Source organism: Ruegeria sp. CG3, from assembly GCF_056537205.1.
Map to the genome: position 1 here is coordinate 668,694 of NZ_JBQFRC010000001.1, position 25,494 is coordinate 694,187.

General features: G+C 62.2%; 29 protein-coding genes and 1 tRNA gene. 14 read left to right on the plus strand and 16 right to left on the minus strand.

Annotated features, from left to right (window positions below; all coding sequences use genetic code 11):
- The first annotated feature begins 3 nt into the window (after positions 1–3).
- Complete coding sequence (locus tag ACR0NB_RS03330) at positions 4–1,212, plus strand: RSP_2647 family RNA methyltransferase (RefSeq protein ID WP_480774930.1); 1,209 nt, start codon at positions 4–6, stop codon at positions 1,210–1,212.
- The gene (locus tag ACR0NB_RS03335) at positions 1,209–1,751 is read left to right on the plus strand and encodes an RSP_2648 family PIN domain-containing protein (protein WP_480774931.1); all 543 of its coding nucleotides are present in this window, start codon (positions 1,209–1,211) and stop codon (positions 1,749–1,751) included. Before ACR0NB_RS03330 ends, ACR0NB_RS03335 begins: the two co-directional genes overlap by 4 nt.
- Positions 1,752–1,805: 54 nt before the next feature.
- On the opposite strand, the gene ACR0NB_RS03340 is transcribed toward ACR0NB_RS03335, so the two are convergent.
- On the minus strand, positions 1,806–2,492 hold the full coding sequence (locus ACR0NB_RS03340) for a M48 family metallopeptidase (protein WP_480774932.1): 687 nt from the start codon (positions 2,490–2,492) through the stop codon (positions 1,806–1,808).
- Positions 2,493–2,695: 203 nt separating this feature from the next.
- On the opposite strand from ACR0NB_RS03340, the gene ACR0NB_RS03345 reads away from it, so the two are divergent.
- The gene (locus ACR0NB_RS03345) at positions 2,696–4,180 is read left to right on the plus strand and encodes an inorganic phosphate transporter (RefSeq protein ID WP_480774933.1); all 1,485 of its coding nucleotides are present in this window, start codon (positions 2,696–2,698) and stop codon (positions 4,178–4,180) included.
- Between the two features lie 19 nt (positions 4,181–4,199).
- Here the strand turns inward: ACR0NB_RS03345 and ACR0NB_RS03350 are convergent, their stop codons facing one another.
- The 5 genes from ACR0NB_RS03350 to ACR0NB_RS03370 all read right to left on the minus strand — a co-directional run bounded on the left by ACR0NB_RS03350 (position 4,200) and on the right by ACR0NB_RS03370 (position 8,351).
- Entirely contained in the window at positions 4,200–5,384 is a 1,185-nt protein-coding gene (locus ACR0NB_RS03350; RefSeq protein ID WP_170432190.1) for a vWA domain-containing protein, read from the minus strand.
- A gap of 4 nt (positions 5,385–5,388) precedes the next feature.
- Positions 5,389–5,559, minus strand: a complete 171-nt coding sequence (locus tag ACR0NB_RS03355) for a hypothetical protein (protein ID WP_170338198.1) — start codon at positions 5,557–5,559, stop codon at positions 5,389–5,391.
- A 26-nt stretch (positions 5,560–5,585) separates the two neighbouring features.
- Entirely contained in the window at positions 5,586–6,935 is a 1,350-nt protein-coding gene (locus ACR0NB_RS03360; RefSeq protein ID WP_480774934.1) for a DUF2927 domain-containing protein, read from the minus strand.
- Positions 6,932–7,381, minus strand: a complete 450-nt coding sequence (locus ACR0NB_RS03365; protein WP_480774935.1) for a GNAT family N-acetyltransferase — start codon at positions 7,379–7,381, stop codon at positions 6,932–6,934. The genes ACR0NB_RS03360 and ACR0NB_RS03365 overlap by 4 nt, the downstream gene beginning before the upstream one ends.
- Positions 7,382–7,505: 124 nt before the next feature.
- The gene (locus ACR0NB_RS03370; protein ID WP_093962329.1) at positions 7,506–8,351 is read right to left on the minus strand and encodes an AAA family ATPase; all 846 of its coding nucleotides are present in this window, start codon (positions 8,349–8,351) and stop codon (positions 7,506–7,508) included.
- A 364-nt stretch (positions 8,352–8,715) separates the two neighbouring features.
- On the opposite strand from ACR0NB_RS03370, the gene dksA reads away from it, so the two are divergent.
- Together dksA and ACR0NB_RS03380 are read left to right on the plus strand one after the other, a co-directional pair.
- Positions 8,716–9,138 (plus strand): RNA polymerase-binding protein DksA, encoded by a 423-nt coding sequence (gene dksA, locus ACR0NB_RS03375; protein WP_170358872.1) that lies wholly within the window; start codon positions 8,716–8,718, stop codon positions 9,136–9,138.
- A gap of 71 nt (positions 9,139–9,209) precedes the next feature.
- Positions 9,210–10,361, plus strand: coding sequence for an FAD-dependent oxidoreductase (locus tag ACR0NB_RS03380; RefSeq protein WP_480774936.1), 1,152 nt, complete (start codon positions 9,210–9,212; stop codon positions 10,359–10,361).
- A gap of 4 nt (positions 10,362–10,365) precedes the next feature.
- On the opposite strand, the gene xth is transcribed toward ACR0NB_RS03380, so the two are convergent.
- Complete coding sequence (gene xth / locus ACR0NB_RS03385) at positions 10,366–11,145, minus strand: exodeoxyribonuclease III (RefSeq protein ID WP_170338208.1); 780 nt, start codon at positions 11,143–11,145, stop codon at positions 10,366–10,368.
- Between the two features lie 243 nt (positions 11,146–11,388).
- Positions 11,389–11,712: a HesB/IscA family protein gene (locus ACR0NB_RS03390; protein WP_093962326.1), complete on the minus strand. Its 324-nt coding sequence runs from the start codon at positions 11,710–11,712 to the stop codon at positions 11,389–11,391.
- 76 nt (positions 11,713–11,788) lie between these two features.
- On the opposite strand from ACR0NB_RS03390, the gene ACR0NB_RS03395 reads away from it, so the two are divergent.
- The 7 genes from ACR0NB_RS03395 to ACR0NB_RS03425 all read left to right on the plus strand — a co-directional run bounded on the left by ACR0NB_RS03395 (position 11,789) and on the right by ACR0NB_RS03425 (position 18,680).
- Positions 11,789–12,946 (plus strand): deoxyguanosinetriphosphate triphosphohydrolase, encoded by a 1,158-nt coding sequence (locus tag ACR0NB_RS03395; protein ID WP_170338720.1) that lies wholly within the window; start codon positions 11,789–11,791, stop codon positions 12,944–12,946.
- A 95-nt stretch (positions 12,947–13,041) separates the two neighbouring features.
- Positions 13,042–14,787: an arginine--tRNA ligase gene (gene argS, locus ACR0NB_RS03400; protein ID WP_480774937.1), complete on the plus strand. Its 1,746-nt coding sequence runs from the start codon at positions 13,042–13,044 to the stop codon at positions 14,785–14,787.
- Between the two features lie 88 nt (positions 14,788–14,875).
- Positions 14,876–15,937 carry an SPOR domain-containing protein gene (locus ACR0NB_RS03405; RefSeq protein ID WP_480774938.1) on the plus strand — a complete coding sequence of 354 codons (1,062 nt, stop codon included), beginning with the start codon at positions 14,876–14,878 and terminating at the stop codon, positions 15,935–15,937.
- The gene (nagZ, locus tag ACR0NB_RS03410; protein ID WP_170390379.1) at positions 15,934–16,941 is read left to right on the plus strand and encodes a beta-N-acetylhexosaminidase; all 1,008 of its coding nucleotides are present in this window, start codon (positions 15,934–15,936) and stop codon (positions 16,939–16,941) included. Before ACR0NB_RS03405 ends, nagZ begins: the two co-directional genes overlap by 4 nt.
- A complete protein-coding gene (locus ACR0NB_RS03415) occupies positions 16,931–17,725 on the plus strand; it encodes a segregation and condensation protein A (protein WP_480774939.1) in 795 nt (264 codons plus the stop codon). The genes nagZ and ACR0NB_RS03415 overlap by 11 nt, the downstream gene beginning before the upstream one ends.
- On the plus strand, positions 17,718–18,377 hold the full coding sequence (scpB, locus tag ACR0NB_RS03420; protein WP_170370616.1) for an SMC-Scp complex subunit ScpB: 660 nt from the start codon (positions 17,718–17,720) through the stop codon (positions 18,375–18,377). The genes ACR0NB_RS03415 and scpB overlap by 8 nt, the downstream gene beginning before the upstream one ends.
- A 63-nt stretch (positions 18,378–18,440) precedes the next feature.
- Complete coding sequence (locus ACR0NB_RS03425; protein ID WP_170587063.1) at positions 18,441–18,680, plus strand: hypothetical protein; 240 nt, start codon at positions 18,441–18,443, stop codon at positions 18,678–18,680.
- A 3-nt stretch (positions 18,681–18,683) separates the two neighbouring features.
- On the opposite strand, the gene ACR0NB_RS03430 is transcribed toward ACR0NB_RS03425, so the two are convergent.
- The 8 genes from ACR0NB_RS03430 to ACR0NB_RS03465 form a co-directional block, all read right to left on the minus strand.
- Positions 18,684–19,763 (minus strand): 2'-deoxycytidine 5'-triphosphate deaminase, encoded by a 1,080-nt coding sequence (locus ACR0NB_RS03430; RefSeq protein ID WP_170390378.1) that lies wholly within the window; start codon positions 19,761–19,763, stop codon positions 18,684–18,686.
- Between the two features lie 61 nt (positions 19,764–19,824).
- Positions 19,825–19,901, minus strand: a tRNA-Pro gene (locus ACR0NB_RS03435).
- A gap of 61 nt (positions 19,902–19,962) precedes the next feature.
- Positions 19,963–20,577, minus strand: a complete 615-nt coding sequence (locus ACR0NB_RS03440) for a MerR family transcriptional regulator (protein WP_480774940.1) — start codon at positions 20,575–20,577, stop codon at positions 19,963–19,965.
- Positions 20,578–20,595: 18 nt separating this feature from the next.
- On the minus strand, positions 20,596–20,898 hold the full coding sequence (ihfA, locus tag ACR0NB_RS03445; RefSeq protein WP_093962316.1) for an integration host factor subunit alpha: 303 nt from the start codon (positions 20,896–20,898) through the stop codon (positions 20,596–20,598).
- A 96-nt stretch (positions 20,899–20,994) separates the two neighbouring features.
- On the minus strand, positions 20,995–21,966 hold the full coding sequence (locus ACR0NB_RS03450; RefSeq protein WP_480774941.1) for a beta-ketoacyl-ACP synthase III: 972 nt from the start codon (positions 21,964–21,966) through the stop codon (positions 20,995–20,997).
- Between the two features lie 23 nt (positions 21,967–21,989).
- Positions 21,990–23,075, minus strand: coding sequence for a phosphate acyltransferase PlsX (plsX, locus tag ACR0NB_RS03455; RefSeq protein ID WP_480774942.1), 1,086 nt, complete (start codon positions 23,073–23,075; stop codon positions 21,990–21,992).
- Between the two features lie 24 nt (positions 23,076–23,099).
- Positions 23,100–23,306 (minus strand): 50S ribosomal protein L32, encoded by a 207-nt coding sequence (gene rpmF, locus ACR0NB_RS03460; protein ID WP_093962313.1) that lies wholly within the window; start codon positions 23,304–23,306, stop codon positions 23,100–23,102.
- Positions 23,307–23,511: 205 nt separating this feature from the next.
- Positions 23,512–24,048, minus strand: coding sequence for a YceD family protein (locus ACR0NB_RS03465; RefSeq protein ID WP_480774943.1), 537 nt, complete (start codon positions 24,046–24,048; stop codon positions 23,512–23,514).
- 83 nt (positions 24,049–24,131) lie between these two features.
- Between ACR0NB_RS03465 and ACR0NB_RS03470 the strand changes: the two genes are divergently transcribed.
- Both ACR0NB_RS03470 and ACR0NB_RS03475 read left to right on the plus strand, forming a co-directional pair.
- Positions 24,132–24,605, plus strand: coding sequence for an outer membrane protein assembly factor BamE (locus ACR0NB_RS03470; RefSeq protein WP_093962985.1), 474 nt, complete (start codon positions 24,132–24,134; stop codon positions 24,603–24,605).
- A 98-nt stretch (positions 24,606–24,703) separates the two neighbouring features.
- Positions 24,704–25,444 (plus strand): GNAT family N-acetyltransferase, encoded by a 741-nt coding sequence (locus ACR0NB_RS03475; RefSeq protein ID WP_480774944.1) that lies wholly within the window; start codon positions 24,704–24,706, stop codon positions 25,442–25,444.
- The last annotated feature ends 50 nt before the right edge of the window (positions 25,445–25,494 follow it).

Genomic DNA, 25,494 nt, shown 5'->3' on the forward strand with positions numbered 1-25,494 from the left:
GCCATGACCCATGCCGACATGCCCGACCGCCCCAGAATCCGTTTGAAACCCAAAGCCAATGCGCGCGGTCTGCGCCACGGCTTTCCTTGGGTCTATGCCAATGACATCGTTACCGACCGGCGCACCCGCAAGATCGCGCCTGGTGCGCTGGCCGTGCTAGAGGATGACAAACGCGCCCCGATCGCGTTGGTGGCAGTGAACCCTGATTCCAAGATCATGTGCCGGGTGTTGGATCGTGACCTGTCGGCACAGCTGGACGCCGGCTGGTTCGAAACCCGCCTGCGCCGCGCGCTCGACCTGCGCGAACGGCTGTTCGATGCGCCCTTCTACCGGCTGGTCCATGCCGAGGCCGACGGTTTTCCCGGTGTCATCATCGACCGCTTTGGCGATGCCTGCGTGATCCAGCCCAACGCCGCCTGGGCTGAGGCGCATCTGGACCTTCTGACCGACGCGCTGGTCTCGGTGACGGGGGTGACGACCGTGCTCAAGAACGCCTCGGGCCGCACCCGCGGGCTGGAAGGTCTGGATGACGTGAACCAGACACTGCGCGGCACCGCGCCCGATGCCCCTCTGCCCGTCCCGATGAATGGCGCGACCTACATGGCCGACCTGACCGGGGGCCAGAAAACCGGGCTGTTCTACGACCAGCGCCCCAACCACGCTCTTGCCGCCCGGCTGGCGGGCCCCGGCGCGCATGTGCTGGACGTGTTCAGCCACGTGGGCGGATTTGGCCTGGCCATGCTGGCCGGTGGGGCAGATCATGCGCTGTCGGTCGATGGCTCGGCCGCCGCGTTGACTCTGGCCGAGCAGGGCGCCGCCGCATCGGACTTTGGCGACCGCTTTGAAACCCGACAGGGCGATGCCTTCGAAGTTCTGACCCAGCTGGGTGAGGACGGTGCGCAGTTCGACGTGGTCATCTGCGATCCGCCGGCCTTTGCGCCGTCGAAACAGGCGCTGGATGCCGGGCTGCGGGCCTATGAGCGGATCGCCCGCCTGGCCGCGCCGCTTGTCAAACCGGGGGGGTATCTGGGCCTGTGTTCCTGCTCGCATGCCGCCGACCTGACCCGTTTTCGCGAGGCCTGCGCCCGCGGTATCGGCCGGGCCGGGCGTCAGGCGCAGATGATTCACACCGGCTTTGCCGGACCCGACCATCCGCAACTGCCGCAGCTGGCCGAGAGCGGCTATCTGAAATCCGTGTTCTACCGGCTGTGAAGGCGGTTCTCGACACCTGCGTCATCTACCCGACGGTGATGCGCGAGATGCTGCTGGGCGTGGCCGCGCGGGGCCATTTCACCCCGCTCTGGTCGGCTCGCATCCTCGAAGAATGGGCCCGCGCCGCCCGCAAACTCGGTCCCGAGGGCGAGGCGCAGGCCCGGGCCGAAATCGCCTTGGTGCAGGCAAATTGGCCGCAGGCCGTACGCCCCGAGGCACCCGGCCTCGAACAGCGCCTCTGGCTTCCCGATCCGGCCGATACGCATGTGCTGGCCACCGCGGTCGCCGCTTCGGCCGACACGATCATCACCGTGAATGCCAAAGACTTTCCAAGGAATATTCTGGCGGAAGAGGGCCTTGCGCGTATCGACCCCGACAGCTTCCTTCACGGCATCTGGCAGAGTGACCCGAGCAGTGTCGAAGAGGTGGCTCAATCGGTCCTAACCGAAGCCAACCGTCTGTCGGGCGACAGATGGACTCTGCGCGCATTGATGAAAAAAGCCCGCCTGCCGCGTCTCGGCAAGGCTTTGGCGGCCTGACCTCTTCCCCTGGCTCCAAATATCGCGAGAGTGTGGCCTCTCGCACTCTGACCCTCAGCCACGCTCCCAACGTTGTTCAAGGGCCTCCAGCGCGGCAATCCGCTCGTCCGTCTTGGGATGGCTCATCAGCCAGGCCGGAACCACGCCCGCCCGCTGCTGGGTCAGATCCTCAAGCTTGTGAAACAGGGATTTCTGCGGCCCGATCCCGATTCCGGCCTTGGTCAGCAGGGCGGCTGCGTATTCGTCCGCCTCGTATTCGTCCGCCCGCGACAGGCGCGAGGCCAGCAGCGCGGTCAGCGCATTTGCGATCCACGCGCCGATGAAGGGAATGAACCGGTTGAGCAGCATCATCAGCGCCGCCCGCATCGCGTTCTGACCGGAAAAATCGATCATCCGCCGCCGGGCGTGGCCCAGCGCAACATGTCCCAGCTCGTGCGCGAGGACGCTGGCCATCTCCTCGGCTGAGACCTCGCCGTTGCGGAACTTGCGATAGAAGCCTCGGGTGATGAAAATGCGCCCGTCCGGTGCGGCCAGCCCGTTCACCGGGTCGATTTCATAGATATAGACCGGCACGCGCGCCACATCCAAGGCGGCGGCCAGGCGGTCGGTCATACGCTTCAACTCGGGATCAGCCAGTTCGGTCGACTTCGCATCCAGCTCGCGATGGGTGCGCCAGACGGAAATCCGATACATCACAATGGCATAGGCGATCGCCAGCAGAATTGGGGTCAGACGCAACATATCTCAGATATGGGCGGATCGGGATGCGGGGGCAAGTCGTTCCTCATCACTTTCGGGCAACATGGGCGACCTGGGGCAGTTCGTGAGACGGAAATCGCGCGGCGTCAGATCGCAGTTTCCATATTTCAAAGGTTGAAATGAAGGCAAAAGCCTTCTAGGGCACGGCGCACGCTGTGCGAGCGCGCGCTTTGCAAGAGGGACAAATGGCCAACAATGATTTAGAAGCCCGGCACCTTGAAACACTGGATCGTGACCTGCGGCGGTTTTCCCGCCTCGAGGTTGCAACGGCGCAGGTCGGGCGGCCGTTCGTCGGATCGGGCATCGCCTTCGTGTTCATCGTGATCGCCGGGATCACGGCTGCTTTGTTGTTCGGACAGGCCAGCAACACGATGATCGTCGTGATTGCGGCCATGTTCGGAGCCTACATGGCGCTCAACATCGGGGCGAACGATGTGGCCAACAACATGGCCCCGGCGGTGGGCGCGAACACCCTGACCATGGGCGGCGCCATCGCGATTGCCGCAGTTTTCGAAAGCGCCGGCGCCCTGATCGCGGGTGGAGACGTGGTCTCGACCATCGCCAAGGGCATCATCAATACCGAAAGCATGGGAACGGCAACCGTCTTCATCTGGGCCATGATGGCCGCGCTGTTGTCTGCTGCGCTTTGGATCAACCTGGCCACCTGGGTTGGCGCTCCGGTCTCGACCACGCATTCGGTCGTGGGGGGCGTCATGGGGGCAGGGATCGCGGCGGCGGGGTTCGGCGCGGTCAGCTGGGTCAAGATGAGCCAGATCGCTGCAAGCTGGGTCATCTCGCCGCTTCTGGGCGGCATCATCGCTGCCGGATTCCTGTGGTTCATCAAGGCGCGGATCATCTACCAGGACGACAAGATCGCCGCTGCGCGCAAATGGGTTCCAGTTCTGGTCGGCATCATGGCCGGGGCGTTTGCCTCGTACCTTGCGCTGAAAGGCCTGAAACATCTGTTCAAGATCAACCTGCAGACGGCCCTGGTGATCGGTCTGGTCAGCGGAGTGCTGATCTGGATGGCGACGATTCCTGTCATTCGCCGTCAGGCCGAAGGGCTGGAGAACCGCAACAAGTCGCTGAAGATCCTGTTCGGCATCCCGCTGATCATTTCGGCGGCGCTGCTCAGCTTTGCGCATGGGGCCAATGACGTGGCAAATGCCGTCGGACCTCTGGCCGCCATCGTTCAGGCTTCGGCGGTGGGTGATTTCACCCATGCGGTGAACATTCCGCCCTGGGTCATGATCATCGGCGCCTTCGGCATTTCGTTCGGTCTGTTCTTGTTCGGGCCCAAGCTGATCCGGGTGGTCGGCAGCCAGATCACCAAGCTGAACCCGATGCGCGCCTATTGTGTGGCGCTGTCGGCGGCGATCACCGTGATCGTGGCCAGCTGGCTTGGCCTGCCGGTCAGTTCGACCCACATCGCCGTGGGCGCAGTGTTCGGTGTCGGGTTCTTCCGGGAATGGGACGCCGAGCGGCGCCTGATCAAGGCGCGCGGCGCTGTGCCGGAACGCCCGGTGTTGGCCCCCGAAGAGCGCCGCCGCCGCAAGCTGGTGCGCCGGTCGCATTTCCTGACGATCATCGCGGCCTGGGTGATCACCGTGCCCGCGGCGGCCCTGCTGTCAGGTCTGCTGTTCCTGGGAATTCAGGCAATCGCCGGATAAAAGCAAAGCCGGGCTGGCGCTATCGCGTCAGCTCGCGCATGCCGCGTTCCAGCCCGGCCAGCGTCATCGGCACCATCCGGTCTTCGAAGATCTCGCGGATCATGCCGATGGAATGGGTGTATTCCCAGTATTTCTCGGGCACCGGGTTGATCCACAGGTTCGACGTCCACTGTTCGCGCGCGCGCTGCAGCCAGACCTGCCCGGCCTCGGCGTTCCAGTGCTCGTTGGCGCCGCCGGGATAGGCGATCTCGTAAGGCGACATCGACGCATCACCCACGAAGATGCACTTGTAGTCGGGGCCGTAGGTCCGCAGCACCTCATGCGTGGGGGTCTGCGCATCCCACCGGCGGCGATTGTCGCGCCAGACGCCTTCGTACAGGCAGTTGTGGAAATAGAAATATTCCAGGTGCTTGAACTCGGACCGCGCGGCCGAGAACAATTCCTCGACCACCTTGATATGCGGGTCCATCGAGCCGCCCACATCGAGAAACAGCAGCACCTTGACCGCATTGTGCCGTTCGGGCCGGGTCTTGACGTCCAGGTATCCGTGCTCGGCCGTGGCGCGGATGGTGCCGTCGAGGTCCAGTTCTTCGGCGGCGCCCTCACGGGCCCAGCGGCGCAGGCGTTTCAGCGCGACCTTGATGTTGCGGGTGCCAAGTTCGACCGTGTCGTCCAGATTGCGGAACTCGCGCTTATCCCAGACCTTGACCGCACGCTGGTGGCGGCTTTCCTTCTGGCCGATGCGCACGCCCTCGGGATTGTAGCCGTAAGCGCCGAAGGGCGAGGTGCCCGCCGTTCCGATCCACTTGTTGCCGCCCTGGTGGCGGCCTTGCTGATCCTTCAGCCGCTCGCGCAGCGTCTCCATCAGCTTGTCGAAACCGCCAAGCGCTTCGATCTCAGCCTTTTCCTCGTCTGACAGGTGCTTCTCGGCCATCTTGGCCAGCCACTCGGCCGGGATGTCCACGGCCTCGAGCACCTGATCGAAGGTGATCTCGGACAGCCCTTCGAAGCTGGCGGCAAAGGCGCGATCGAACTTGTCGATGTTGCGCTCGTCCTTCACCATCGAGACACGGGCGAGGTAGTAGAACGCCTCGATGTCGTAGGTGGCCAGCCCCTTTTTCATCCCCTCCAGAAAAGTCAGGTATTCCCGCAACGAGACGGGGATGCCTGCTTTTCTGAGGTTTTCGAAAAAGGGGATGAACATCGGCTCAGCCTATCACCCGCACCAGAACAAGCGAAATGGCCAGTCCCGCCAATGCAAATGCAATGCCGTAGCCGGCCGCATACTGGGCGATATCCGCGCCGCTGCCTTTGCGTTTTCGTGCCGTCAGCGCGCCCAGAGCCGCCCCCAGGACCGCCATTCCCACAACCACTAGCATGTGTTCGTCATCCGCCTTTTGCGATGTTACGGGGCCCCCAGCGCGACGTCCTGCATCAACGAGCTGACCACCAATTCCGAGCCAAACCCGTAGCGCGCCCACCCCAGACTGTCCAGTCTGACGGAGCGTGCCTGTTCGGGTTTGCCGGCCTGCTTTAGGGCCTCGGCCTTCAGCAGCAGCAGCGTCGCCAACATCGAGGCGTTTTCGGCCCGCGTCATCGTCGCGATGGCCCGGTCGAGGTCCTGCAGGGCTGCGGGGCCGCGCCCTTGGGTCAGGGCATAGGCCGCCGTCTGAACCGAGATATGCGCGCGCTGAAGCTCGGTTCCGGGGGTCGCGCGCAGGTATTGCAGAGCGATGGCATATTCGCGCTGCGCTTCCTCGGGGGCGTCGAATTCACCCAAACGGGCCTTCAGATAATGGGGGTACGCCCGGCGGTGATCGGTCCAACCTTGCTCTCGGCCGATCCGCATCGCGCGGTCGATGGCCCGCATTTGCCGCGGCGAGGCCCGGCCCTTGCCGACCGCCAGTTGCACGGCGTCGATCCATTCACGCGGGGTCTCCGAGATTGGCTGGACGGGCAGATTGGCGCCGCGCGGGTTCAGGCGGGCGATGACCCCGGGTATGACCTGCGCCACCTGTTCCCGGGTCATGCCGGTCTGAAGCTCCGGCACATAGGTTGCGCGCAGGATCAGCATGTCGAACCCGGTCAGGACAGTGTGGAAATTATCGTCGTTGAAGACCGAATCCGGCAGGCGGTACATGTCGTTCAGAGGCCCGATCGCCTGTGCAAGTTCTTCGTGAAGGCAATCCCGCATTTCCTGGGGGCTGACATCGTTGGGAATGAAGATCGCCAATCGCTCGCGGCTGCGCAGTGCGCGCCAACTGCTTTTGGTCTTGCGCTTGTCGCGATTGTATTCCTCGAGGCTGGACGCGTTGGGCACGACGAAACACGCGGCCTGCGGCAGCAGCCGCTGGATCTGGCGCTGGGTCACTGCTTCGATCGTGATGTTGGCCTGCCCATCGTTGACCTGGCGGATGTCGATCCGGGCTTCGCGCTGCAGTCTGGTCAGCAGACGCGTCAGGTCGGATTGCATCGTGGGGGCAGGGGCGCCCGTCAGCCGAACTGTGATCGGACCCTCGAACCGCGTGAACACGGGCAGGGCAGTGCCGCTTTCCAGCGAGAAATGCAGGTCCACGAAATCCGCCGCGATGTTCGTATTCGACCGGGCCGGCGGGAAAGGACGTGGCGTGCCGAAAGCCTGAGTCACCGGTGCCGCGGCCTCGGTCACTTTGATTTCATCGGGCAGCTCAATCCGGTCGACCGAACTGCAGCCGGCAAGGACAAAGCCAAGAAATATGCCAGCAAGACGTTTCATGGACGCCGATACTTGAGGAAAGGCGTCAGTTGGCCGACGCGGTCATAAAGCTGGCGCGCCGTATGGTTGAACTCTTGCGTCAACCAATAGACATCGGGCGCGCTTTTTCGATCGGCTTCGGCATAGACGGCCTCGATCAACGCCCGACCGACACCGGTGCCGCGTACATGCGGGCTGGCATAGAGATCCTGCAGATAACAGACGTTTTCGATCTTCCAGGCATGGCGGTGAAACAGGAAGTGGGTCAGCCCGATCAATTCGCCGTCCAACTCGGCCACAAGGCATGAAAAGTCCTGCGGATCATCCCCCAGCAGGCGCGCAAACGTGCTGTCGTAGACCTCGTCGGGCAAGACCGTTTCGTAGAATTCAAGATATGCCCGCCACAACAAGTCCCAGCTCGGCCGGTCTTCGGGCTTGAGGGGGCGAATGCGCGGCGCTTGGGTCAATTCGGGCGGTCCTGCTCTTCAGCGTGCTCGGTGTCGTGTTCTTTGATCTTTGTTGCAGCAATGCTGGCATCAGGCTTGCCGCAAGGCAAGCCGTGATCACCAAGTATTCATGAATGGGCGGGCTTCAGCGCTTGGCGCGCGCCATGAAGGCCAGCCGTTCGAACAGATGCACGTCCTGCTCGTTCTTCAGCAGTGCTCCGTGCAGCTTGGGCAGGGCATTTACCCCGTCGCGTTTCAGGTCCTCGGCATCCAGATCCTCAGCCAGGAGCAGCTTGAGCCAGTCCAGCACCTCGGAGGTCGAGGGTTTTTTCTTCAGCCCCTGCGTCTCGCGAATTTCGTAGAACTGGGTCAGGGCGGTGGTCAGCAACGCCTCTTTGATGCCGGGGTGATGCACTTCGACGATGCGACGCATCGTAGCCTCGTCGGGGAAGCGGATGTAGTGGAAGAAACATCGGCGCAGGAAAGCGTCTGGCAGTTCCTTTTCATTGTTCGAGGTGATGATCACGATTGGGCGGTGTTTGGCCCGGATCGTTTCGCCGGTCTCGTAGACATGGAACTCCATCTTGTCGAGCTCCTGCAGCAGGTCGTTGGGGAACTCGATATCGGCTTTGTCGATCTCGTCGATCAGCAGCACGACCTTTTCATCGGCGTCGAAGGCCTGCCACAGCTTGCCTTTGCGGATATAGTTCGACACGTCGTGCACACGTTCGTCGCCCAGCTGGCTGTCGCGCAGACGGCTGACGGCGTCATATTCGTAAAGACCCTGCTGCGCGCGGGTGGTCGACTTGACGTTCCACTCGATCATCCTGAGACCCAGTGCGCCGGCGACCTGTTTGGCCAGTTCGGTTTTGCCCGTGCCAGGTTCACCCTTGACCAGCAGCGGTCGTTCCAGCGTGACGGCTGCGTTTACGGCAATGGTCAGGTCGTCGGTGGCAACGTATTCGGCTGTGCCTTTGAAACGTGCGGTCATGGGGCCCTCGTATGATGGTCGCAGCAACAGGAGACGGGAACCGGGTTACCTAGGGCGGGGCCGAATGACAAGCCGGGCCGCAGCGTCGCGGGCTGCCAACGACCGGCGCGAGGGACGAATCGCACCGATTCCATCATCCGCTCGCGGGTGTTCTGCCGCAAAATGGTCCTTTCGCTTTCACAGAATGGCAACGATTTGGTGCCCAAAGTCTCATATTTATACCGGTTCTCATAACGGCGCGTCGGGGTTGCGTTTGGATAGTGACATTCCCCGTCCCGTCAGTTAAACGCTGCGCAGAAGGGGGTGCCAAATGTCAGGCGACACGACCGCAAAAGACGTTTCTGGCCATACCGAGGGAGCCAATATGAAGCAGGAAGTTTTTCTGCCGGAGGACTATCGTCCGGCCGAAGATGAACCTTTCATGAATGAACGCCAGCTTGAGTATTTCCGCCGCAAGCTGCTGAACTGGAAACACGAACTTTTGGCAGGCAGCCGGGACACGATCGAGGGGCTGCAGGACAGCACCCGTAACATTCCCGACGTTGCAGACCGCGCCAGCGAGGAAACCGACCGTGCGCTGGAGCTGCGCACCCGGGACCGTCAGCGCAAACTGGTTGCCAAGATCGACGCGGCTCTGCGCCGGATCGACGAGGGCGAATACGGTTACTGCGAAAAAACCGGCGACCCGATCTCGCTCAAGCGTCTGGATGCGCGTCCGATCGCGACCATGACGCTGGAAGCGCAAGAGCGTCACGAGCGTCGCGAAAAAGTTCACCGCGACGATTGATCGCTGGGTTCTTTCAAAAGAGACATGCGCCGGGGCCTGTGGCTCCGGCCTTTTTGCGTTAGGCCGGTGCCATGAAGATCGACGGTTTGCAAATCTGTGTCATCGGCGGCGGGATCGGCGGAATGGCCGCTGCGCTGGCCTTGCAGCAACGCGGTGCACGGGTGACCGTGCTCGAGCAGGCCGAGGCCTTGACCGAGGTCGGGGCCGGCCTGCAAATCAGCGCCAACGGCATGGCGGTCCTGCGTGCGCTGGGTGTTGTGGATGATCCCGGTCGGGTCGCACAACTCTCTCACGGCACTGTTCTGCGCGATTATCGGCGGGGCCGCGTCGTCAGCCGTCTTCCGGCACCCTCGGCCGGACCCACGTGGTATTTCCACCGTGCTGATCTTCTGGAAACGTTGCAAATGGCGGCCGAGCGCGCAGGGGTGTCGATCAGGCTGAATGCCCGCGTCTCCAATGTTCGGAAGCATCCAGCCGACGCCGAGATTGCGCTGCAGGATGGCACCCGGCTACGCGCGGAATTCGCCGTTGCAGCGGATGGCGGGCGCAGCGGTATCCGGCCCATCCTGAACGGAACCGAAGCGCCCGCGTTCACGCATCAGGTGGCCTGGCGGGCAACGGTGCCCTGGATCAACCACGAAGCCGAGCCCATGGCATCGCTGACGATGGGCCCCGGGCGTCATGTCGTGACCTATCCGCTGCGAAAGCAGTCCATGTTGAACATCGTGGCGGTAGAAGAGCGGTCCGACTGGCGGGAAGAGGACTGGCGCCTGCGCGGTGACCCCGAGGACCTGCGGGCGCGTTTTTCCGATTTCGGCGGTCCGGCCGGCGCCGCGCTTGCGCAGGTGCAGGATGTCCATCTGTGGGCTTTGTTTCTGCGCCCGGTGGCACAGAAATGGCAGAATGGTCGCGTTGTCCTTCTGGGGGACGCCGCGCATCCCACATTGCCGTTTATGGCTCAAGGGGCGTGCCTCGCGCTTGAGGATGCTTGGATCCTGGCCCGATCTTTTGACGAACAGTCGGGTGTCCGCCGCGCACTCGAAGCCTATGAAAGCACGAGGAAACCCCGCGCGCGCAAGGTGGTCGCAGCTGCCGGTGCCAACGCGCGGAACTTTCATTTGCGCGGTCCCGCACGACTGGCGGCGCAGGCGGCCTTGGCCCTGATTGGTCCTCGCCTGACGCGTCGATACGACTGGATCTACGACTACGATCCGACGGCCTGACGGGTCAGATGTCGAGGTCCACCCAGACAGGGACGTGATCGGACGGTTTTTCATGTCCGCGCACTGCGGCGTCGATCTGGCAATCGCGCATCAGGTCCGCCGCTTGTGGTGTCAGAAGGAAATGGTCAATGCGAATGCCGTCATTCCGGTTCCACGCGCCGGCCTGATAATCCCAGAACGAATAGTGGCCCGGGCCTTGTGTCCGCGCGCGGAACGCTTCGGTGAAGCCAAGGTTCAGCACCTTGCGAAACGCCGCGCGGCTTTCCGGCCGAAACAGGGCGTCTTCGCGCCAGGCCTCCGGGCGTTTCGCGTCCTCGGCTTGCGGAATGATGTTGTAGTCCCCGGCCATGAGGGCCGGCTCTTCCGTGGCTAGAAGATCACGGGCGCGCTCGTACAGCCGCTCCATCCACGCAAGCTTGTAGTCGAATTTCGGCCCCGGAGCAGGGTTCCCGTTGGGAAGATAAAGCCCGCAAATCCGCAGCGCCCGCTTGCCGATGACGGTTGCCTCGATCCATCGCGCCTGCTCGTCCTCTTCATCCCCGGGCAGCCCGCGCGAGACGTCTTCCAGCGGATATTTCGAAAGTATCGCCACGCCGTTGAAGCTTTTCTGGCCATGGGTTTCGACGTTGTAGCCGCGTTCCTCAAAGATCTCGCGGGGAAAGTTTTCGTCGACGGATTTGATTTCCTGCAGCAGGACCACATCGGGCTGGGCTTCGTCCAACCAGCGGGGCAGAGCCTCGGCCCGCGCCTTGATGCCGTTGATGTTGAATGTTGCGATTTTCATCCCGGTCCCTCCGAAGCTCTGCCGAAACCTATCGCCCAGAACGGAGGCCATCACAAGGTGTCAGTCAGGCCTGCCGCGGGCACCGGGGGCGTTTGGGGACGGATGACGCGATGACGAACTGGCCCAGTGGGCGCGGGACCAAAATCGGTCAACCGCGCCCTAAGGCCTGATCGCGGGACAGCGGGCGCTCCTGCAGATCATAGAGATATTCAGAGGACGGGGGCGCAACGCCCCCACGATTGATCACATCGAAAAAGACGTGCCGCACCCACAGGAAGAGGTTGCGTTGGGGTTGTCGATCACGAACCGGGCGCCGATCAGTTCCTGAGTGAAATCAATCGTCGCATTTTCCAGGAACGGCAAAGATATTTCGTCGACGACAACCTTCTGGCCTTTGCCTTCCAGTACCAGATCATCGTCCTTGGGCTCGTCCAATGCGATTTCGTACTGAAAGCCTGAACACCCTCCGCCTTCAACGGCGATGCGCAGGGCCTTGCCGTTGTCGGCGGCGCCGATCTCGGCAAGCCTCTCGAAGGCGCGTTCTGTGACTCTCGGAGGCAGATTCATGCCATGCTCCAAAGGTTTATTTCCTCGTTGGTCTACAATATAGAAACCCCGGAGACAGGCGACAAGGACAAGACCATTGGAGCGAGCAGGATTTGCTGCCGATCCGGGCCGGGCGCGCGGGCGGCTGGTGCCAGAGGAAGAAAGCAGTTTCCGGTCGTGCTTTCAGCGGGACCGGGACAGGATCATACACGCCAGCGCGTTCCGACGTCTTAAGCACAAGACACAGGTTTTTGTCGAGCATGAGGGCGACAGCTATCGCACGCGCCTGACCCATTCGATCGAGGTGGCGCAGGTCGCGCGCACGATCTCGGGGGCATTGGGGCTGAACCCCGAACTGACCGAGGCCGTGGCCCTGGCGCATGATCTGGGCCACACGCCGTTTGGCCATACCGGCGAGGACGCTCTGCATGCGCTGATGGCGCCCTACGGGGGCTTCGACCACAACGCCCAGGCGATCCGCATCGTCACCAAGCTGGAACAGCATTACGCGGATTTCGACGGGTGCAACCTGACATGGGAATGCCTTGAGGGCATCGCCAAGCACAACGGCCCGGTTACGGGCGAGCTGCCCTGGGCGCTGGCCGAGTGCAATGCCGATTTTGACCTTGAACTGCACACCCATGCCAGCGCAGAGGCGCAGGTTGCGGCACTGTCCGACGACATCGCCTACAACAATCATGACCTGTTCGACGGCCTGCGGGCCGGACTTTTTACCGACGACGAGATCGCCCAATTGCCGATTGTCCGGGAGTGTTATGCCGAGGTGGATCGCAAGTATCCCGGGTTGGATTTCTACCGGCGTCGTCACGAGGCGCTGAGGCGGGTGTTCGGCGTGATGGTTTCGGATGTAATCGACACCTCGCGCGAGGTTTTGGAGAGATCGGGCGCGCAAACAGTCGAAGATGTTCGTCACCTCGGGGCTCCTGTCATCCGCTTCTCGGATGATCTTTGGGCGCAGCTCAACGATATCCGGGCGTTTCTGTTCACCCGCATGTACCGGGCGCCCAGCGTCATGGAGGTGCGCGCCAAGGTCAGTCGCGTAGTCGAGGAGTTGTTCCCGATCTATCTGAGCGACCCGCGCCAGATGCCTCGGCATTGGCATTCGGATATCGAAGCGGCGCCGGACGAGACCGCGCTGGCCCGGATCGTATCAGACTATATTGCGGGCATGACCGATCGGTTTGCCTTGCAGGATCATGCCCGCCTGACCGGCACGCAGCCCCCGCAGGTTTAGGGCTGCATGCTGCGAATGCTGGTTTGGACCGCTTGCCCGCATTGACCTTGCCGCCTTGCGTGGTAAACCGCTGCGCAAGCAAAAGGACATCCGAAATGAACCTGTTCTCCGAGATCCGCGGCCTTGTTCTGGACGCGCTGACGCAGATGCAGTCCGAAGGCGCGCTGCCCGAGGGGCTGAGCTTTGACAACGTTGCGGTCGAACCCCCGCGCGACGCCGCCCATGGAGACATGGCGACCAATGCCGCGATGGTGTTGGCCAAGCCGGCCAAGATGAAGCCGCGTGACATTGCCGATGCGCTGGCCGCGAAACTGGCCGCCGATGAGCGGATCACGAGTGCCGAGGTTGCAGGTCCGGGCTTTCTCAACCTGCGGCTCGCTCCGTCGGTCTGGCAGGGCGTTCTGGGTGCGGTGTTGGAACAGGGCACGGACTATGGTCGCTCGACCATGGGGCAGGGGTTGAAGGTGAACGTGGAATACGTCTCGGCCAACCCCACGGGACCGCTGCATGTGGGCCACACGCGTGGCGCGGTGTTCGGCGACGCGCTGGCCAGCCTGTTGGCCTATTCCGGCCACGACGTGACCCGTGAATACTACATCAACGATGGCGGTGCGCAGGTGGATGTATTGGCCCGGTCCGCGTTCGAGCGGTACCGCGAGGCCAACGGCCTGAGCCCGGAGATCGCCGAAGGCCTTTACCCGGGCGACTACCTGATCCCGATCGGTGAGGCGCTGAAGGAAAAATACGGCGACAGCTTGCTGGACAAGCCTGAAAGCGAATGGCTGGCCGAGGTCCGCGTTTTCGCAACCGATGCGATGATGGATCTGATCCGCGCCGATCTGAAGGCGCTGGGCGTCGAGATGGACGTGTTCTTCTCGGAGAAGTCGCTGTACGGAACCGGCAAGATTGAGGCCGCACTGAAGTCGCTCAGCGACAAGGGTCTTATCTATGAAGGCGTTCTTGAGCCGCCCAAGGGCAAAACCCCCGAAGACTGGGAGCCGCGCGAGCAGACCCTGTTCAAGTCCACCGCGCATGGCGACGATGTGGATCGCCCTGTCAAGAAATCCGACGGCAGCTGGACCTATTTTGCTCCGGACATCGCTTATCACTACGACAAGGTGAGCCGCGGATTTGACGCTCTGATCGACGTATTCGGCGCAGATCACGGTGGTTACGTCAAGCGGATGAAGGCCGCCGTTTCGGCCCTGTCAGACGGCAAGGTGCCGCTGGACATCAAGCTGACCCAGTTGGTGAAACTGTGGAAAAACGGTGAGCCGTTCAAGATGTCCAAGCGGGCCGGCAATTTCGTCACGCTGCGTGATGTGGTCGACCAGGTTGGCCCGGACGTAACCCGGTTCGTGATGCTGACCCGCAAGAACGATGCGCCGCTGGACTTCGATTTCGACAAGGTGCTTGAGCAAAGCCGCGAGAACCCCGTGTTCTACGTGCAATACGCCCATGCCCGGGTCATGAGCGTGCTGCGCCGTGCCGCCGAAGCGGGCATTGCCGCGGACGACGCGACCCTCAAAGCTGCCGATCTGAGCAAGATCGACCACGCGGCTGAGTTGGTTGTTGCCAAAAAGCTGGCCGAATGGCCACGGCTGGTCGAGATCGCTGCGCGTACCAATGAACCACATCGGGTTGCCTTCTATCTATATGAACTTGCAGGGGATTTTCATGCGTTGTGGAACAAGGGCAACGAAGAATTGTCGCTGCGCTTCCTGCAAGATGGTGACGCGGCAACAAGCCAGGCAAAAATCGCGCTGGCCCGGGCCGTTTCTGTTGTGATTTCAGCAGGCTTGGGTATTCTTGGTGTCACGCCGGCGCAGGAGATGCGGTAACCAACACTGCCCGAACCGCCGGCCCGAGGTAGGCAAGAAATGACCCGCGCGCCCCAATTTCAGGCGCGAAACGGGCAGTGAGGCGGATATGACCAGTTACGATTTCTCGGGGCAGACCAGCCCCGAGCACGCGCATTACTCGAATCAGTTCCACCCCGAAGATGGGTATGAATATCCCGACGATATGATGGATCAGGCTGAGGGTGCGCCGGCTGGAGCGGGCCTTGGGCGGGTGGTCAACCTGCTGGGCGCTGCCGCGTCTCTGGCGCTTGTCGCCGGTGTCGCGATCTGGGGGTACAAGCTGGTCATGCGCGATGTGAGCGGCGTACCGGTCGTACGCGCGGCCGAGGGGCCGATGCGGGTGCAGCCGGAAACTCCGGGCGGCACCCCCGCCGATCACCAGGGACTTGCGGTCAATGCCGTTGCGGCGGTCGGGACCGCCGCGCCTCCGGCCGACCGGCTGATCCTTGCGCCGCGCCCCGTTTCTCTGACGGATGAAGACGTGGCGATGGGTGAGCTGAAGCCGACCCCTGCCGTGCATGTTGTCGAACAAGAAATCTCGAACCAGGAAGCGGCCGAACTGCGTCAAGGCGCAGTTGACGCCGTGGTGGCCGAACTGTCCGGCGCGCCTGCCGTTGAGACACCGCAGACCGAAGCGGGTGTGCAGCTTGCATCCCTGAACTTGGCCGATGACGAGCCAGCCATTGATCCGGCCGATCTCGCCGCTCAGTTGCCGGATCCCGAAATCGCGGCCCTGCCGGGCGTGCGCCGGTCCCTGCGTCCGATCCGCCGCCCGGCGCGCGCGGCTTCCGCTGTGCGCCCTGCGGTCAACGAAGACGCGATCAACGCCGCGGTCAAGGCTGCTGTAGGGTTGGATGTCGACCCGAACACCTTGACCAAGGGTACCCGGCTGGCGCAGCTGGGTGCGTTTGAAAGCCCCGAGGTCGCGCAGGCCGAATGGGACAGGCTGTATCGTCGGTTTGGCGAATATATGGATGGAAAGCAGAGGGTTATCCAGAAAACCTCAAGCGGAGGCCGCACGTTTTACCGTCTGCGGGTCCTGGGGTTCGATGACCTGAGCGACTCGCGCCAGTTCTGCGCCGCCCTTGTCGCACAGGACGCTGACTGTATCCCGGTTGCCGTGCGGTGAGGTTTGGCGCCACGATCACGGATGCGGCCGGGCTGCGATTGACACCCGAAGAAAAGGCCTTGTTTCGCCAAATGAACCCGTTCGGGTTCATTCTGTTTGCCCGCAACATCGAAACCGCGGATCAGGTCCGTGCCTTGTGTGGCGACTTTCGCGAGGCTGTCGGCCGAAACTGTCCGATCACCATCGATCAAGAAGGCGGACGGGTCCAACGTTTGCGCGCGCCACTTGCCCGGCAATGGATGCCCCCATTGGATCATGCGGAACGTGCCGGCGACCATGCCGAGCGGGCCATGTACCTGCGGTACCGCCTGATCGCGCATGAACTGTATTCCATGGGGATCGACAGCAACTGCGCACCGATGGTGGATCTGGCGCGTCCAGACACCCACGCGTTTTTGCGCAACCGGTGCTACGGTGGCGATGCTGCTACGGTCGCAAAAATCGGCCGGGCCGTTGCGCAGGGTCATTTGGACGGTGGCGTGTTGCCCATCGTCAAGCATATTCCCGGCCACGGGCGGGCGACCTTGGACAGCCATTTCGATCTGCCACACGTCAATGCGCCGTTGGTCGATCTGTTGCAGACCGATTTTGCCCCGTTTCGCGCCTTGAACGACCTGCCGATGGGCATGACAGCCCATTTGGTCTTTGAGCAGCTCGATGAACGACCGGCAACGATCTCTCCGCAGATGATGGCTGTGATCCGAGATCAGATCGGGTTTGATGGCCTGATCATGACCGACGACATCTCGATGAAGGCGCTCAGCGGGTCTTTGGCCGACCTGTCACGTCAGGCGCTGGCCGCAGGATGCGATGTTGTGCTGCACTGCAACGGCTCGCTTGCCGACAGGGCGGCGGTCATGGAAGCTGCGGGCGAGATGTCCGTGGCGGCACAAGCCCGCGCAGACAAGGCGCTGGCACAGCGGCAATCGCCCGAGGAACTTGACATCCGTGCCGCCGAGACGGAACTATCCCGTCTGATGGGCGGGCAGGTATATGACGGATAACCTTTTCAGCGAAGACCCGGTTTCGGTCGCCGATCGGCTGGCCGCCGAGGCGCTGATCGTGGACGTCGACGGGTTTGAAGGCCCGCTGGACGTTCTGCTGACCCTGTCGCGGACGCAAAAGGTCGATCTGCGCAAGATCTCGGTTCTGGCGCTGGCGCAGCAATATCTGGCCTTTGTCGAACGGGCCCGCGCCCTCCGGATCGAACTGGCCGCCGACTACTTGGTGATGGCCGCGTGGCTGGCCTTTCTGAAATCGCGCCTGCTGCTGCCGCCCGACCCCGATGAAGAGGGGCCGACGGGCGAAGAACTGGCCGCGCACCTGGCCTTTCAGCTGGAACGCTTGCAGGCGATGCGCGACGCGGCCGCCCGCCTGATGGCGCGCGACCAGCTGGGGCGCGATTTCTTCAGGCGCGGGCAGGGCGAGGATGTCACCCGCATCCGCACGGTCACCTATTCCGCCACCTTGCTGGACTTGATGCAGGGCTATGCCCGCATCCGCACCCGAGACGAGTTCCGGCCCTTCGTGATGGACCGCGACGCCGTTTTTACGATGGAACAGGCGCTGGAACGGATGCGCCCGCTGATCGGATTTGCCGGAACCTGGACCGACATGGAAACTTACCTGCCCGACGGATGGGACATTGACCCGGTGCGGCGGCGCTCGGCCACGGCGGCGACGTTTGCGGCCTCGCTGGAACTGGTCAAGGAAGGACATATGGAGATCAAGCAAAGCGAAACCTTTGCTCCGATCCAACTGCGCAGAAGGACTGACAAACGTGACTGACGCCCCCGAAGACGACGGCACCGGCACCCTGTTCGAAGCGCCTCCGCTGGCTGAGCAGGAGCGTATGGTCGAGGCGGTAATGTTCGCCAGCGCTGAGCCGGTGACAGTGGCCGATCTTGAGGCGCGGATGCCGCATGGCTGCGACGCCGCGCAAGCGCTGGAACTGCTGCAGAAACGTTATGAAGGGCGCGGGGTCCGCGTGGTCAAAGTGGGCGAGGCGTGGGCCATCCGCACGGCCCCCGATCTGGGCTTCCTGATGCAGAAGGAAACGGTCGAGACCCGCAAGCTGAGCCGCGCCGCCATCGAGACCCTGGCGATCGTGGCCTATCATCAGCCCTGCACCCGCGCCGAGATCGAAGAAATCCGCGGCGTGTCCGTGTCGCGGGGCACCATCGACCAGTTGCTGGAGATGGAGTGGATTCGGCTGGGCCGTCGCCGCATGACGCCGGGCCGTCCGGTGACATTTGTCGTAACGCCTCAGTTCCTGGACCATTTCGGTCTGGAAAGCGCGCGTGACTTGCCGGGCCTTAAGGAACTGCGCGCTGCTGGCTTGCTGGAAAACCGGCCACCGCCGGGGGCGATGCCGATCGGCGAGGCCAACGAAGATGAAACGGGTGACGAAGATCAGTCCGAACTGTTCGAGGAAGATTGATTGCGTCGCCCTTTTGTCGGCGCATATCGCCGTTAGGTTCGGCGCAGAGGAACGGAGACCGAAATGAACGCAAACCGCATCATCGACATGATCGTTCGGCAAGTCATGCGCAGGCTGGTCACGCGCGGTGTCGACAAAGGTTTTGACCTTGCCGATCGTGCGACCCGCAAGTCGGGCCAACAGAGCCAGCCGCGCGGTCCTCAGACCGACCGGCGCATGGCGCAAAGTGCGGGCGGACAGAGTCCCAGCATGAAACAGGCCAAGCAGCTGACCCGCCAGATGCGGCGGTTCATGCGGTTCTGAGGTTTACTGTGCGGACTTGAAATGCTTCGACAATTTCAGGCCTTGGCCCTGATAGTTCGAAGCAATTCCTGCGCCGTACAGCTGTGTCGGCATCTCGGCCATACGCTCATAGACCAGCCGCCCGACGACCTGTCCATGCTCCAGTACGAAGGGCGCTTCGTGACAGCGAACTTCCAGAACTCCACGTGACCCGGCGCCTCCGGCTTCGGCATGACCGAAGCCCGGATCGAAAAAGCCCGCGTAGTGCACCCGGAATTCGCCCACCATCGCCAGATAGGGCGCCATTTCGGCCGCGTACATCGGTGGGATGTGAACCGCCTCTCGGCTGACCAGGATATAGAATGCGCCCGGATCCAGAATGATCCGCCCGTCCTTGGTACGCACCTCTTCCCAGTATTCCTGTGGGTCGTATTCGCCGATCCGGTCAAGGTCGATCACGCCGGTATGCGGTTTCGCGCGATAGCCAACAAGGTCAGTGTTGGGCAGGCGCAGGTCGACCGAAAACCCCAGACCGTCCTGAATGACGGCCGGACCATCGACCAATGGTGATTCCGCATGCAGAGCGGTCAGGTCCGCATCGGACAAAACCGCCTGGCCTTGCCGGAAACGGATCTGGTTCAGCCGCATCCCCGGACGCACCAGAACAGAAAAGGACCGCGGGCAGATTTCGGCGTAGAGGGGCCCAGAATAGCCTGCGGGCACCCGGTCGAACTCGGTTCCGCCGTCGGTGATGGTACGGGTCAGAAGGTCCAGACGCCCGGTCGAGCTTTTGGCGTTGGCGACAGCGGTCACGTCACCGGGCAGGGACAACGCTTCCATCAGGGGCACAAGGTAGACGCAACCTTTTTCGAGAACGGCGCCGTCGGTGATGTCGATCCGGTGCATTTCGAACTCGGCCAGCCGTTCGGACACCGAACGGCTTTCGCCCGCCAGAAATGACGCACGGACGCGGTAAGCAACTGTTCCCAAACGAAGATCAAGGCTGGCGGGCTGGATCTGAGCGGGCAGAATGGCCGGCTCGGCGGAGATCTCACCGCGCGCGATCATCGCCTCGATTTGCTGGTTCGGGCATACACCTGTCATTCCGATCCCCCCTGGTGCCAGAGCGGGATCTGGCCTGTCTGCCATAAACGTCGGTGTGATTTGGTCGGGCTAGCAGGACTCGAACCTGCGACCTTCCGTCCCCCAGACGGACGCGCTACCAGGCTGCGCCATAGCCCGACGTTGGGCTGTTCATAATGATTTTCCCGGCAGGGGCAAGAGGAAAACATTGCCTTTCTTCTTATCCCGCCTTTTGACCTTCGACCCGGCTGAGCCATGCCCTGAGGTCCCTCGCGATCGGGGCGATCTGGCGCAGCGCCTCAGCGTCAAAATCCGTAGTCTGCCAAGCTTTGGAGGCGATGCCGCCGAACAGCGGGGCAGGGCTGATGCCGTCGTCCCCGTTGACCGCAGTGGGCGCGGGCGCCGGCTCGGGGTCTGGGGAACTGGGTGTTTCCTGAGGCTCTGGCGACCCGGGACCATCAGTGTCGGCCTGAAGATCGAGGTCGATTTGCTGACTGGTCGATTTGGGCGGAAAGGACACCACCACGTCCTGTGGCGTCTGTGGTGATTCTGCGCTGACATCGATGTCTGGTGACAGCGCCGCCACATGGGCCACGCCCTGTTCCCTCAGGATGCGTTGAACGCCTTTTATCGTGATGCCGTCCTCATGCAGCAGCTTCTTGATGCCGCCCAGCAGGCGCATGTCGTTGGGGCGGTAGTAACGGCGACCGCCAGCCCGTTTAACCGGTTTGACCTGTGCAAACCGGCTTTCCCAGAATCGCAGGACATGGGCCTGAACACCGAGCCAATCCGCAACTTCACTGATGGTGCGAAACGCGTCGGGTGACTTGCTCATATCCTCCTGGCCCCGGGTTTACTTGCGATTCCCGGCGGCGACGCGATCCTTCATCAGATGCGACGGGCGGAAAGTCAGCACGCGGCGCGGCTGGATCGGAACCTCTTCACCGGTTTTCGGGTTGCGTCCAATACGGGCTGATTTGTCACGAACGCTGAAAGTGCCGAAGGACGAAATCTTGACCTGTTCGCCACGCACCAGCGCGTCCGACATGTGGTTCAGAATGCTTTCGACAAGCTGTGCACTTTCGTTGCGTGACAGCCCAACTTCGCGAAACACGGCTTCGCTCAGATCCATTCGCGTCAGTGTATTATCGCCCATGACATTTCCCCTATTGATTTTCGAGCATAGGGGTAGCGCAAATTCGCTGTCAATATCAATGAATTGCGGGCGGCTGTGTAAGCCGGATTGCGCCGGTTACCAGCGCAGGACCACCGAGCCCCATGCCAAACCGCCGCCAATCGCCTCGGTCACGATCAAATCACCTTGCTTGATCTGGCCCCGTTCCTTGCCCACCGACAGGGCCAGGGGAATCGAGGCGGCCGATGTGTTTCCGTGGTCCTGAACGGTCACCACAACGTGATTCATGGGCAGGCCCATCTTCTTTGCGGTGCCCTGAATGATGCGGATATTGGCCTGATGCGGCACGATCCAGTCGACGTCCTGGCTGTTCAGTCCGGCGCGTTCCAGGGCGGTTTCGGCCGTGGCGGTGAGCTTTTCGACCGCATGGCGGAACACCTGGTTGCCCTGCATCCGAAGATGGCCCGTCGATTGCGTCGACACCCCGCCGTCCACGTACAGAAGGTCCTTGTAACGTCCATCCGAATGCAGATCCGTGGACAGGATACCTCGATCATCGCTTGTTCCGGCACCGTCCTGCGCCTCGAGCACGAGAGCACCGGCCCCATCCCCGAACAACACGCAAGTCGATCTGTCGGTCCAGTCCATGATCCGCGAAAAAGTTTCGGCGCCGATCACCAGCACCCGCTTGGCCTGACCCGAAAGGATCAGGGCGTTGGCGTTGCTCAGCGCAAACACGAAACCGGCGCAGACGGCCTGAACATCAAAGGCAAACCCCCGGGTCATGCCCAGATTGGCTTGAACCATGGTTGCGGCCGACGGGAACGTCAGATCCGCGGTCGAGGTCGCCAGTACGATTGCGTCAATGTCATCAGCTGTAAGGCCGGCGTCCTGCAAAGCGGCTTTGGCCGCATAGGTTGCCAGATCGGACGTGGTTTCATCTTCGGCCGCAAAGTGCCGACGTTCGATACCGGAACGGGTGCGAATCCATTCATCGGTCGTATCAAGCGTCTTTTCGAATTCGGAGTTCGGAACCACCCGCTTGGGCAGGTAATGCCCGACACCTACAACGACTGAACGGCCTGCCATCTGGGGTACTGCCTTCTTTGTTCTTATTTGGTCTGCAGCGCAGATTGCGCTGCATCTTGTTCAAGCTCAGCCGTGGATGCAACCCGTGCTGCCAATTTTTCCGCAAAGCCGGACTTGGCCAGGGTGAAAGCCAGCTTGATCGCGGCCGACACGCCGGTGGCGTCGGCGCCTCCGTGGGATTTGATGACAGTGCCGTTCAGGCCAAGAAAGACCCCGCCGTTGACGCGGCGCGGGTCGATGCGTTTCTTCAATCGCTGCAGAGAGGTGATGGCCAGAACCGAGGCCAGGCGAGATAGGGGCGAATACTTGAAGGCCTCGCGGAGCAGGTCACCGATCAGGCTGGCCGTGCCTTCTCCGGTCTTGATGGCGACGTTTCCGGTAAACCCATCCGTAACAATGACATCCGCCTTGTCGCCTGGAATGTCGCTGCCTTCCACGAAGCCCACGAAATCAAAGTTTGCCTGATCCGCGAATTCGGTGATCAGGGCATGGGCTTCCTTGAGTTCGGCGCGGCCTTTGTGCTCTTCGGTGCCAACGTTCAGCAGCCCGATACGCGGGCGGGTCAGTTCCATGCCGTTGCGCGCATAAGAAGCGCCCATCAGTGCAAACTGCAGCAGATCCTTGGCGTCGGCCCGCACATCCGCGCCCACGTCCAGCATGACGTTGAAGCCCTGAGGGTTGCGGGATGGCCACAGAATCGCGATGGCGGGGCGGTTTACCCCGGGCAGTTTGCGCAGTCGCATCATCGACAGCGCCATCAGCGCGCCGGTATTGCCGCAGGACACGGCACCATGGGCCTTGCCCTGACGCACGGATTCCAGCGCCGACCACATCGAGGTGTTCTTGCCGCTGCGCACGACCTGGCTGGGCTTGTCCTGCATCGTGACCACGTCCGGGCAATCACGAAAAACGACGCGTCCGTCGAGGACACGCCGTTTCGATACAAGCTTGCTCAGCACATCTTCCGGGCCGTGCAGAAGAAATCCGATCTCGGGGTTCTTCTTTGCTGACTTCGCGATTCCAGCCACGACCACGCCGGGACCTGAATCCCCGCCCATTGCGTCAACCGAGATGATGATCTTTCCGGTCTGCGTGGGCTGCGCTGTCATGCCAGAACCTGCGTTCAATCAGGCTTAGGCCGCGTCTTCGTCCAGGTCGATGTCGTCGGCCTGAGCGACGACTTCACGATCGTCATAGTGGCCGCAGGCTGCGCAAACGTGGTGCGGGCGCTTCAGCTCGCCGCAGTTCGCGCATTCGTTCGGGTTTGCAGCAACCAGAGCGTCGTGTGCGCGGCGGTTGTTGCGACGCGACTTGGAAACTTTGTTCTGTTGGACGGCCATGGTCTCAACCTTTGTCTACTAAGGGCCAGCAGATTCGCTGCAGGCCGGGTTTCATTCTTCGTTTTCTCGTGGTGTGACGTGCGTTTAGGGAACAAGCCCCGCGATGTCCAACCCAAATTCCGATGAGCGCGCGAAAATACTGCGATTCTCGACATGTTCAAGCGATTTTTCTGAGCGCCTGCTATGACAGGAAATCGATCCCCTGTCACTCGTCTTTTTTCAGTGCGTCACGCAGGGACGCCAGCCCGGCAAAGGGTTTGGCATCGTCGTCGGTCATCGCCTGTTTGCCCGGTTCGGTATAGTTCGCGTCGCCCAAATGTGCACCGTCTTTCCGGGGGTATTGGGGCAACGCAAGGGACAATGCCTCGCGCATCACCTGGTCCAGATCGATTTCCGGGCCCAAGGCTTCGGTCTCGTCATCTTCGGGCATTTCGAACTCGGGTTCGTCCGGTTCGATCCAATTGGCCAGGAAAATGCGCCGCACCGGAGCCTCGATCCGGGTCGTGACCGGGTCCAGCGTCACCACGCAGGGCTGAATGACGGTTGCGCCCAGCTTGGCGGTCAACACCCAATCACGCTTGCCCTTCGCGCGCAGCTCGCCGACAAAACTCAGCTTGCGCAGCCCGAGCAGGCCCAACGCATCACGAATTTCCTCGAGTTGCCGGGCAGGGGGGCGCAATTCGAACGCGGTCGGGCTGTTTTGCGGCAGATCGGCGACGCGCAATGTTGAGAGGTCGGACATTGTGACCCTTTCCTGTGTTGAACCGGGGCATGGGTTTCTGTAATCGGATAGAAGCCGCAAGGGACCAAGGCAAGAGGGTGAACATGTTGAAAGTACTGAACAGGCTGAAACCGGCGTCCAGGGCGGTTGCCTGCACGCTTGTTCTGGCCACCGCTGTTGCCTGTACCCCGGTCTACAAGAAACACGGCTATATCCCCACCCCGGAAGAGCTGGCCGAGATCAAGGTTGGCGTCGATACCCGCGACACGGTTCTGGAAAAGGCTGGCGCGCCCAGCTCGTCAGGTGTGTTGAAGGATTCGGGTTTCTATTATGTGGCGTCGCGCGTTCGCCACTATGGCCCCAAACGCCCCGAGGTCGTCTCGCGCGAATTGGTGGCGATCAGCTTTGACCAGCGTGGCGTCGTCCGCAATATCGAGAAATTCGGTCTCGAAGACGGCTATGTCATCGTGCTGGATCGCCGTGTGACGGACTCCAGTGTTCAGGACAAAGGATTCCTGCGGCAGCTGCTGGGCAACATCGGCCAATTCAGCCCGTCGAACATCCCGGGGGCCAGCTAATTTCCGGCCGCCGGTTGAAAGCTTCACACGGCGGTCACACTATTGGTGCATGGGATCAGGCAGATCGCAATCGGTGACAAACCGTGGAGGATGCGACCATGGCCGATGATATTTTGCTGGACAAGGGCCGCTACCGCGCGCGCCTGGCGCGGTGTCCCGAGGACGTGCGGGCGGCCCAGAATCTTCGTACTCTTGCATTCCGAACAGCCGAGACGGATCGGGACGACTTCGACGTTACCTGCGCCCATGTTCTGGTCGAGGATTCGCAGGCAGGCGGCCAGTTGGTCTGCTGTTTCCGGATGCTGGTCATGGACAGCGGCAGCGAAATCAGCCGCAGTTATTCGGCCCAGTTCTACGACCTTTCCGCGTTGCAGAGCTTTGATGGGCGCATGGTGGAAATGGGGCGGTTCTGCATCCATCCCGATTGGACGGACCCCGATATCCTGAGGGTGGCCTGGGGCGCGATGACGGCCTTCGTCGACCGAAACGGCGTCCAGATGCTGTTCGGATGCTCGTCCTTCGCGGGGACTGAGACTGCGGAATATCTGGATGCTTTCGCGATGCTCAAACATCGCCACCTTGCGCCCAAGCGCTGGTTGCCGCGGGTCAAGGCGCCGGACGTGTTCCGCTTTGCCGCGCGGCTGCGGCGACGCCCGGATGCCAGAAAGGCCATGCTGCGGATGCCGCCGTTGCTGCGCACCTATCTTATGATGGGTGGTTGGGTCAGCGATCATGCGGTGGTGGACCGCCAACTGAACACCCTGCATGTCTTCACCGGCGTTGAGATCGGCGCGATTCCCGCGGCGCGGAAGCGCCTCTTGCGGATGATCGCGGGCTGAAGCCGCGCTGCTGTCAAAAGGTGAGGCTGGGGCGTTGACGCCCAATGCCT

Coding starts and splice junctions, on each gene's coding strand:
- ACR0NB_RS03360 (WP_480774934.1), bottom strand. CDS start 6,935: ATGAAACGTCTTGCTGGCATATTTCTTGGCTTTGTCCTTGCCGGCTGC.
- ACR0NB_RS03475 (WP_480774944.1), top strand. CDS start 24,704: ATGGCCGATGATATTTTGCTGGACAAGGGCCGCTACCGCGCGCGCCTG.
- plsX (WP_480774942.1), bottom strand. CDS start 23,075: ATGACAGCGCAGCCCACGCAGACCGGAAAGATCATCATCTCGGTTGAC.
- ACR0NB_RS03355 (WP_170338198.1), bottom strand. CDS start 5,559: ATGCTAGTGGTTGTGGGAATGGCGGTCCTGGGGGCGGCTCTGGGCGCG.
- ACR0NB_RS03430 (WP_170390378.1), bottom strand. CDS start 19,763: ATGACAGGTGTATGCCCGAACCAGCAAATCGAGGCGATGATCGCGCGC.
- dksA (WP_170358872.1), top strand. CDS start 8,716: ATGAAGCAGGAAGTTTTTCTGCCGGAGGACTATCGTCCGGCCGAAGAT.
- ACR0NB_RS03330 (WP_480774930.1), top strand. CDS start 4: ATGACCCATGCCGACATGCCCGACCGCCCCAGAATCCGTTTGAAACCC.
- ACR0NB_RS03380 (WP_480774936.1), top strand. CDS start 9,210: ATGAAGATCGACGGTTTGCAAATCTGTGTCATCGGCGGCGGGATCGGC.
- argS (WP_480774937.1), top strand. CDS start 13,042: ATGAACCTGTTCTCCGAGATCCGCGGCCTTGTTCTGGACGCGCTGACG.
- ACR0NB_RS03345 (WP_480774933.1), top strand. CDS start 2,696: ATGGCCAACAATGATTTAGAAGCCCGGCACCTTGAAACACTGGATCGT.
- rpmF (WP_093962313.1), bottom strand. CDS start 23,306: ATGGCCGTCCAACAGAACAAAGTTTCCAAGTCGCGTCGCAACAACCGC.
- ACR0NB_RS03390 (WP_093962326.1), bottom strand. CDS start 11,712: ATGAATCTGCCTCCGAGAGTCACAGAACGCGCCTTCGAGAGGCTTGCC.
- ACR0NB_RS03450 (WP_480774941.1), bottom strand. CDS start 21,966: ATGGCAGGCCGTTCAGTCGTTGTAGGTGTCGGGCATTACCTGCCCAAG.
- ACR0NB_RS03340 (WP_480774932.1), bottom strand. CDS start 2,492: ATGTTGCGTCTGACCCCAATTCTGCTGGCGATCGCCTATGCCATTGTG.
- ACR0NB_RS03440 (WP_480774940.1), bottom strand. CDS start 20,577: ATGAGCAAGTCACCCGACGCGTTTCGCACCATCAGTGAAGTTGCGGAT.
- ACR0NB_RS03470 (WP_093962985.1), top strand. CDS start 24,132: ATGTTGAAAGTACTGAACAGGCTGAAACCGGCGTCCAGGGCGGTTGCC.
- ACR0NB_RS03405 (WP_480774938.1), top strand. CDS start 14,876: ATGACCAGTTACGATTTCTCGGGGCAGACCAGCCCCGAGCACGCGCAT.
- ihfA (WP_093962316.1), bottom strand. CDS start 20,898: ATGGGCGATAATACACTGACGCGAATGGATCTGAGCGAAGCCGTGTTT.
- ACR0NB_RS03415 (WP_480774939.1), top strand. CDS start 16,931: ATGACGGATAACCTTTTCAGCGAAGACCCGGTTTCGGTCGCCGATCGG.
- ACR0NB_RS03350 (WP_170432190.1), bottom strand. CDS start 5,384: ATGTTCATCCCCTTTTTCGAAAACCTCAGAAAAGCAGGCATCCCCGTC.
- ACR0NB_RS03465 (WP_480774943.1), bottom strand. CDS start 24,048: ATGTCCGACCTCTCAACATTGCGCGTCGCCGATCTGCCGCAAAACAGC.
- ACR0NB_RS03370 (WP_093962329.1), bottom strand. CDS start 8,351: ATGACCGCACGTTTCAAAGGCACAGCCGAATACGTTGCCACCGACGAC.
- ACR0NB_RS03425 (WP_170587063.1), top strand. CDS start 18,441: ATGAACGCAAACCGCATCATCGACATGATCGTTCGGCAAGTCATGCGC.
- xth (WP_170338208.1), bottom strand. CDS start 11,145: ATGAAAATCGCAACATTCAACATCAACGGCATCAAGGCGCGGGCCGAG.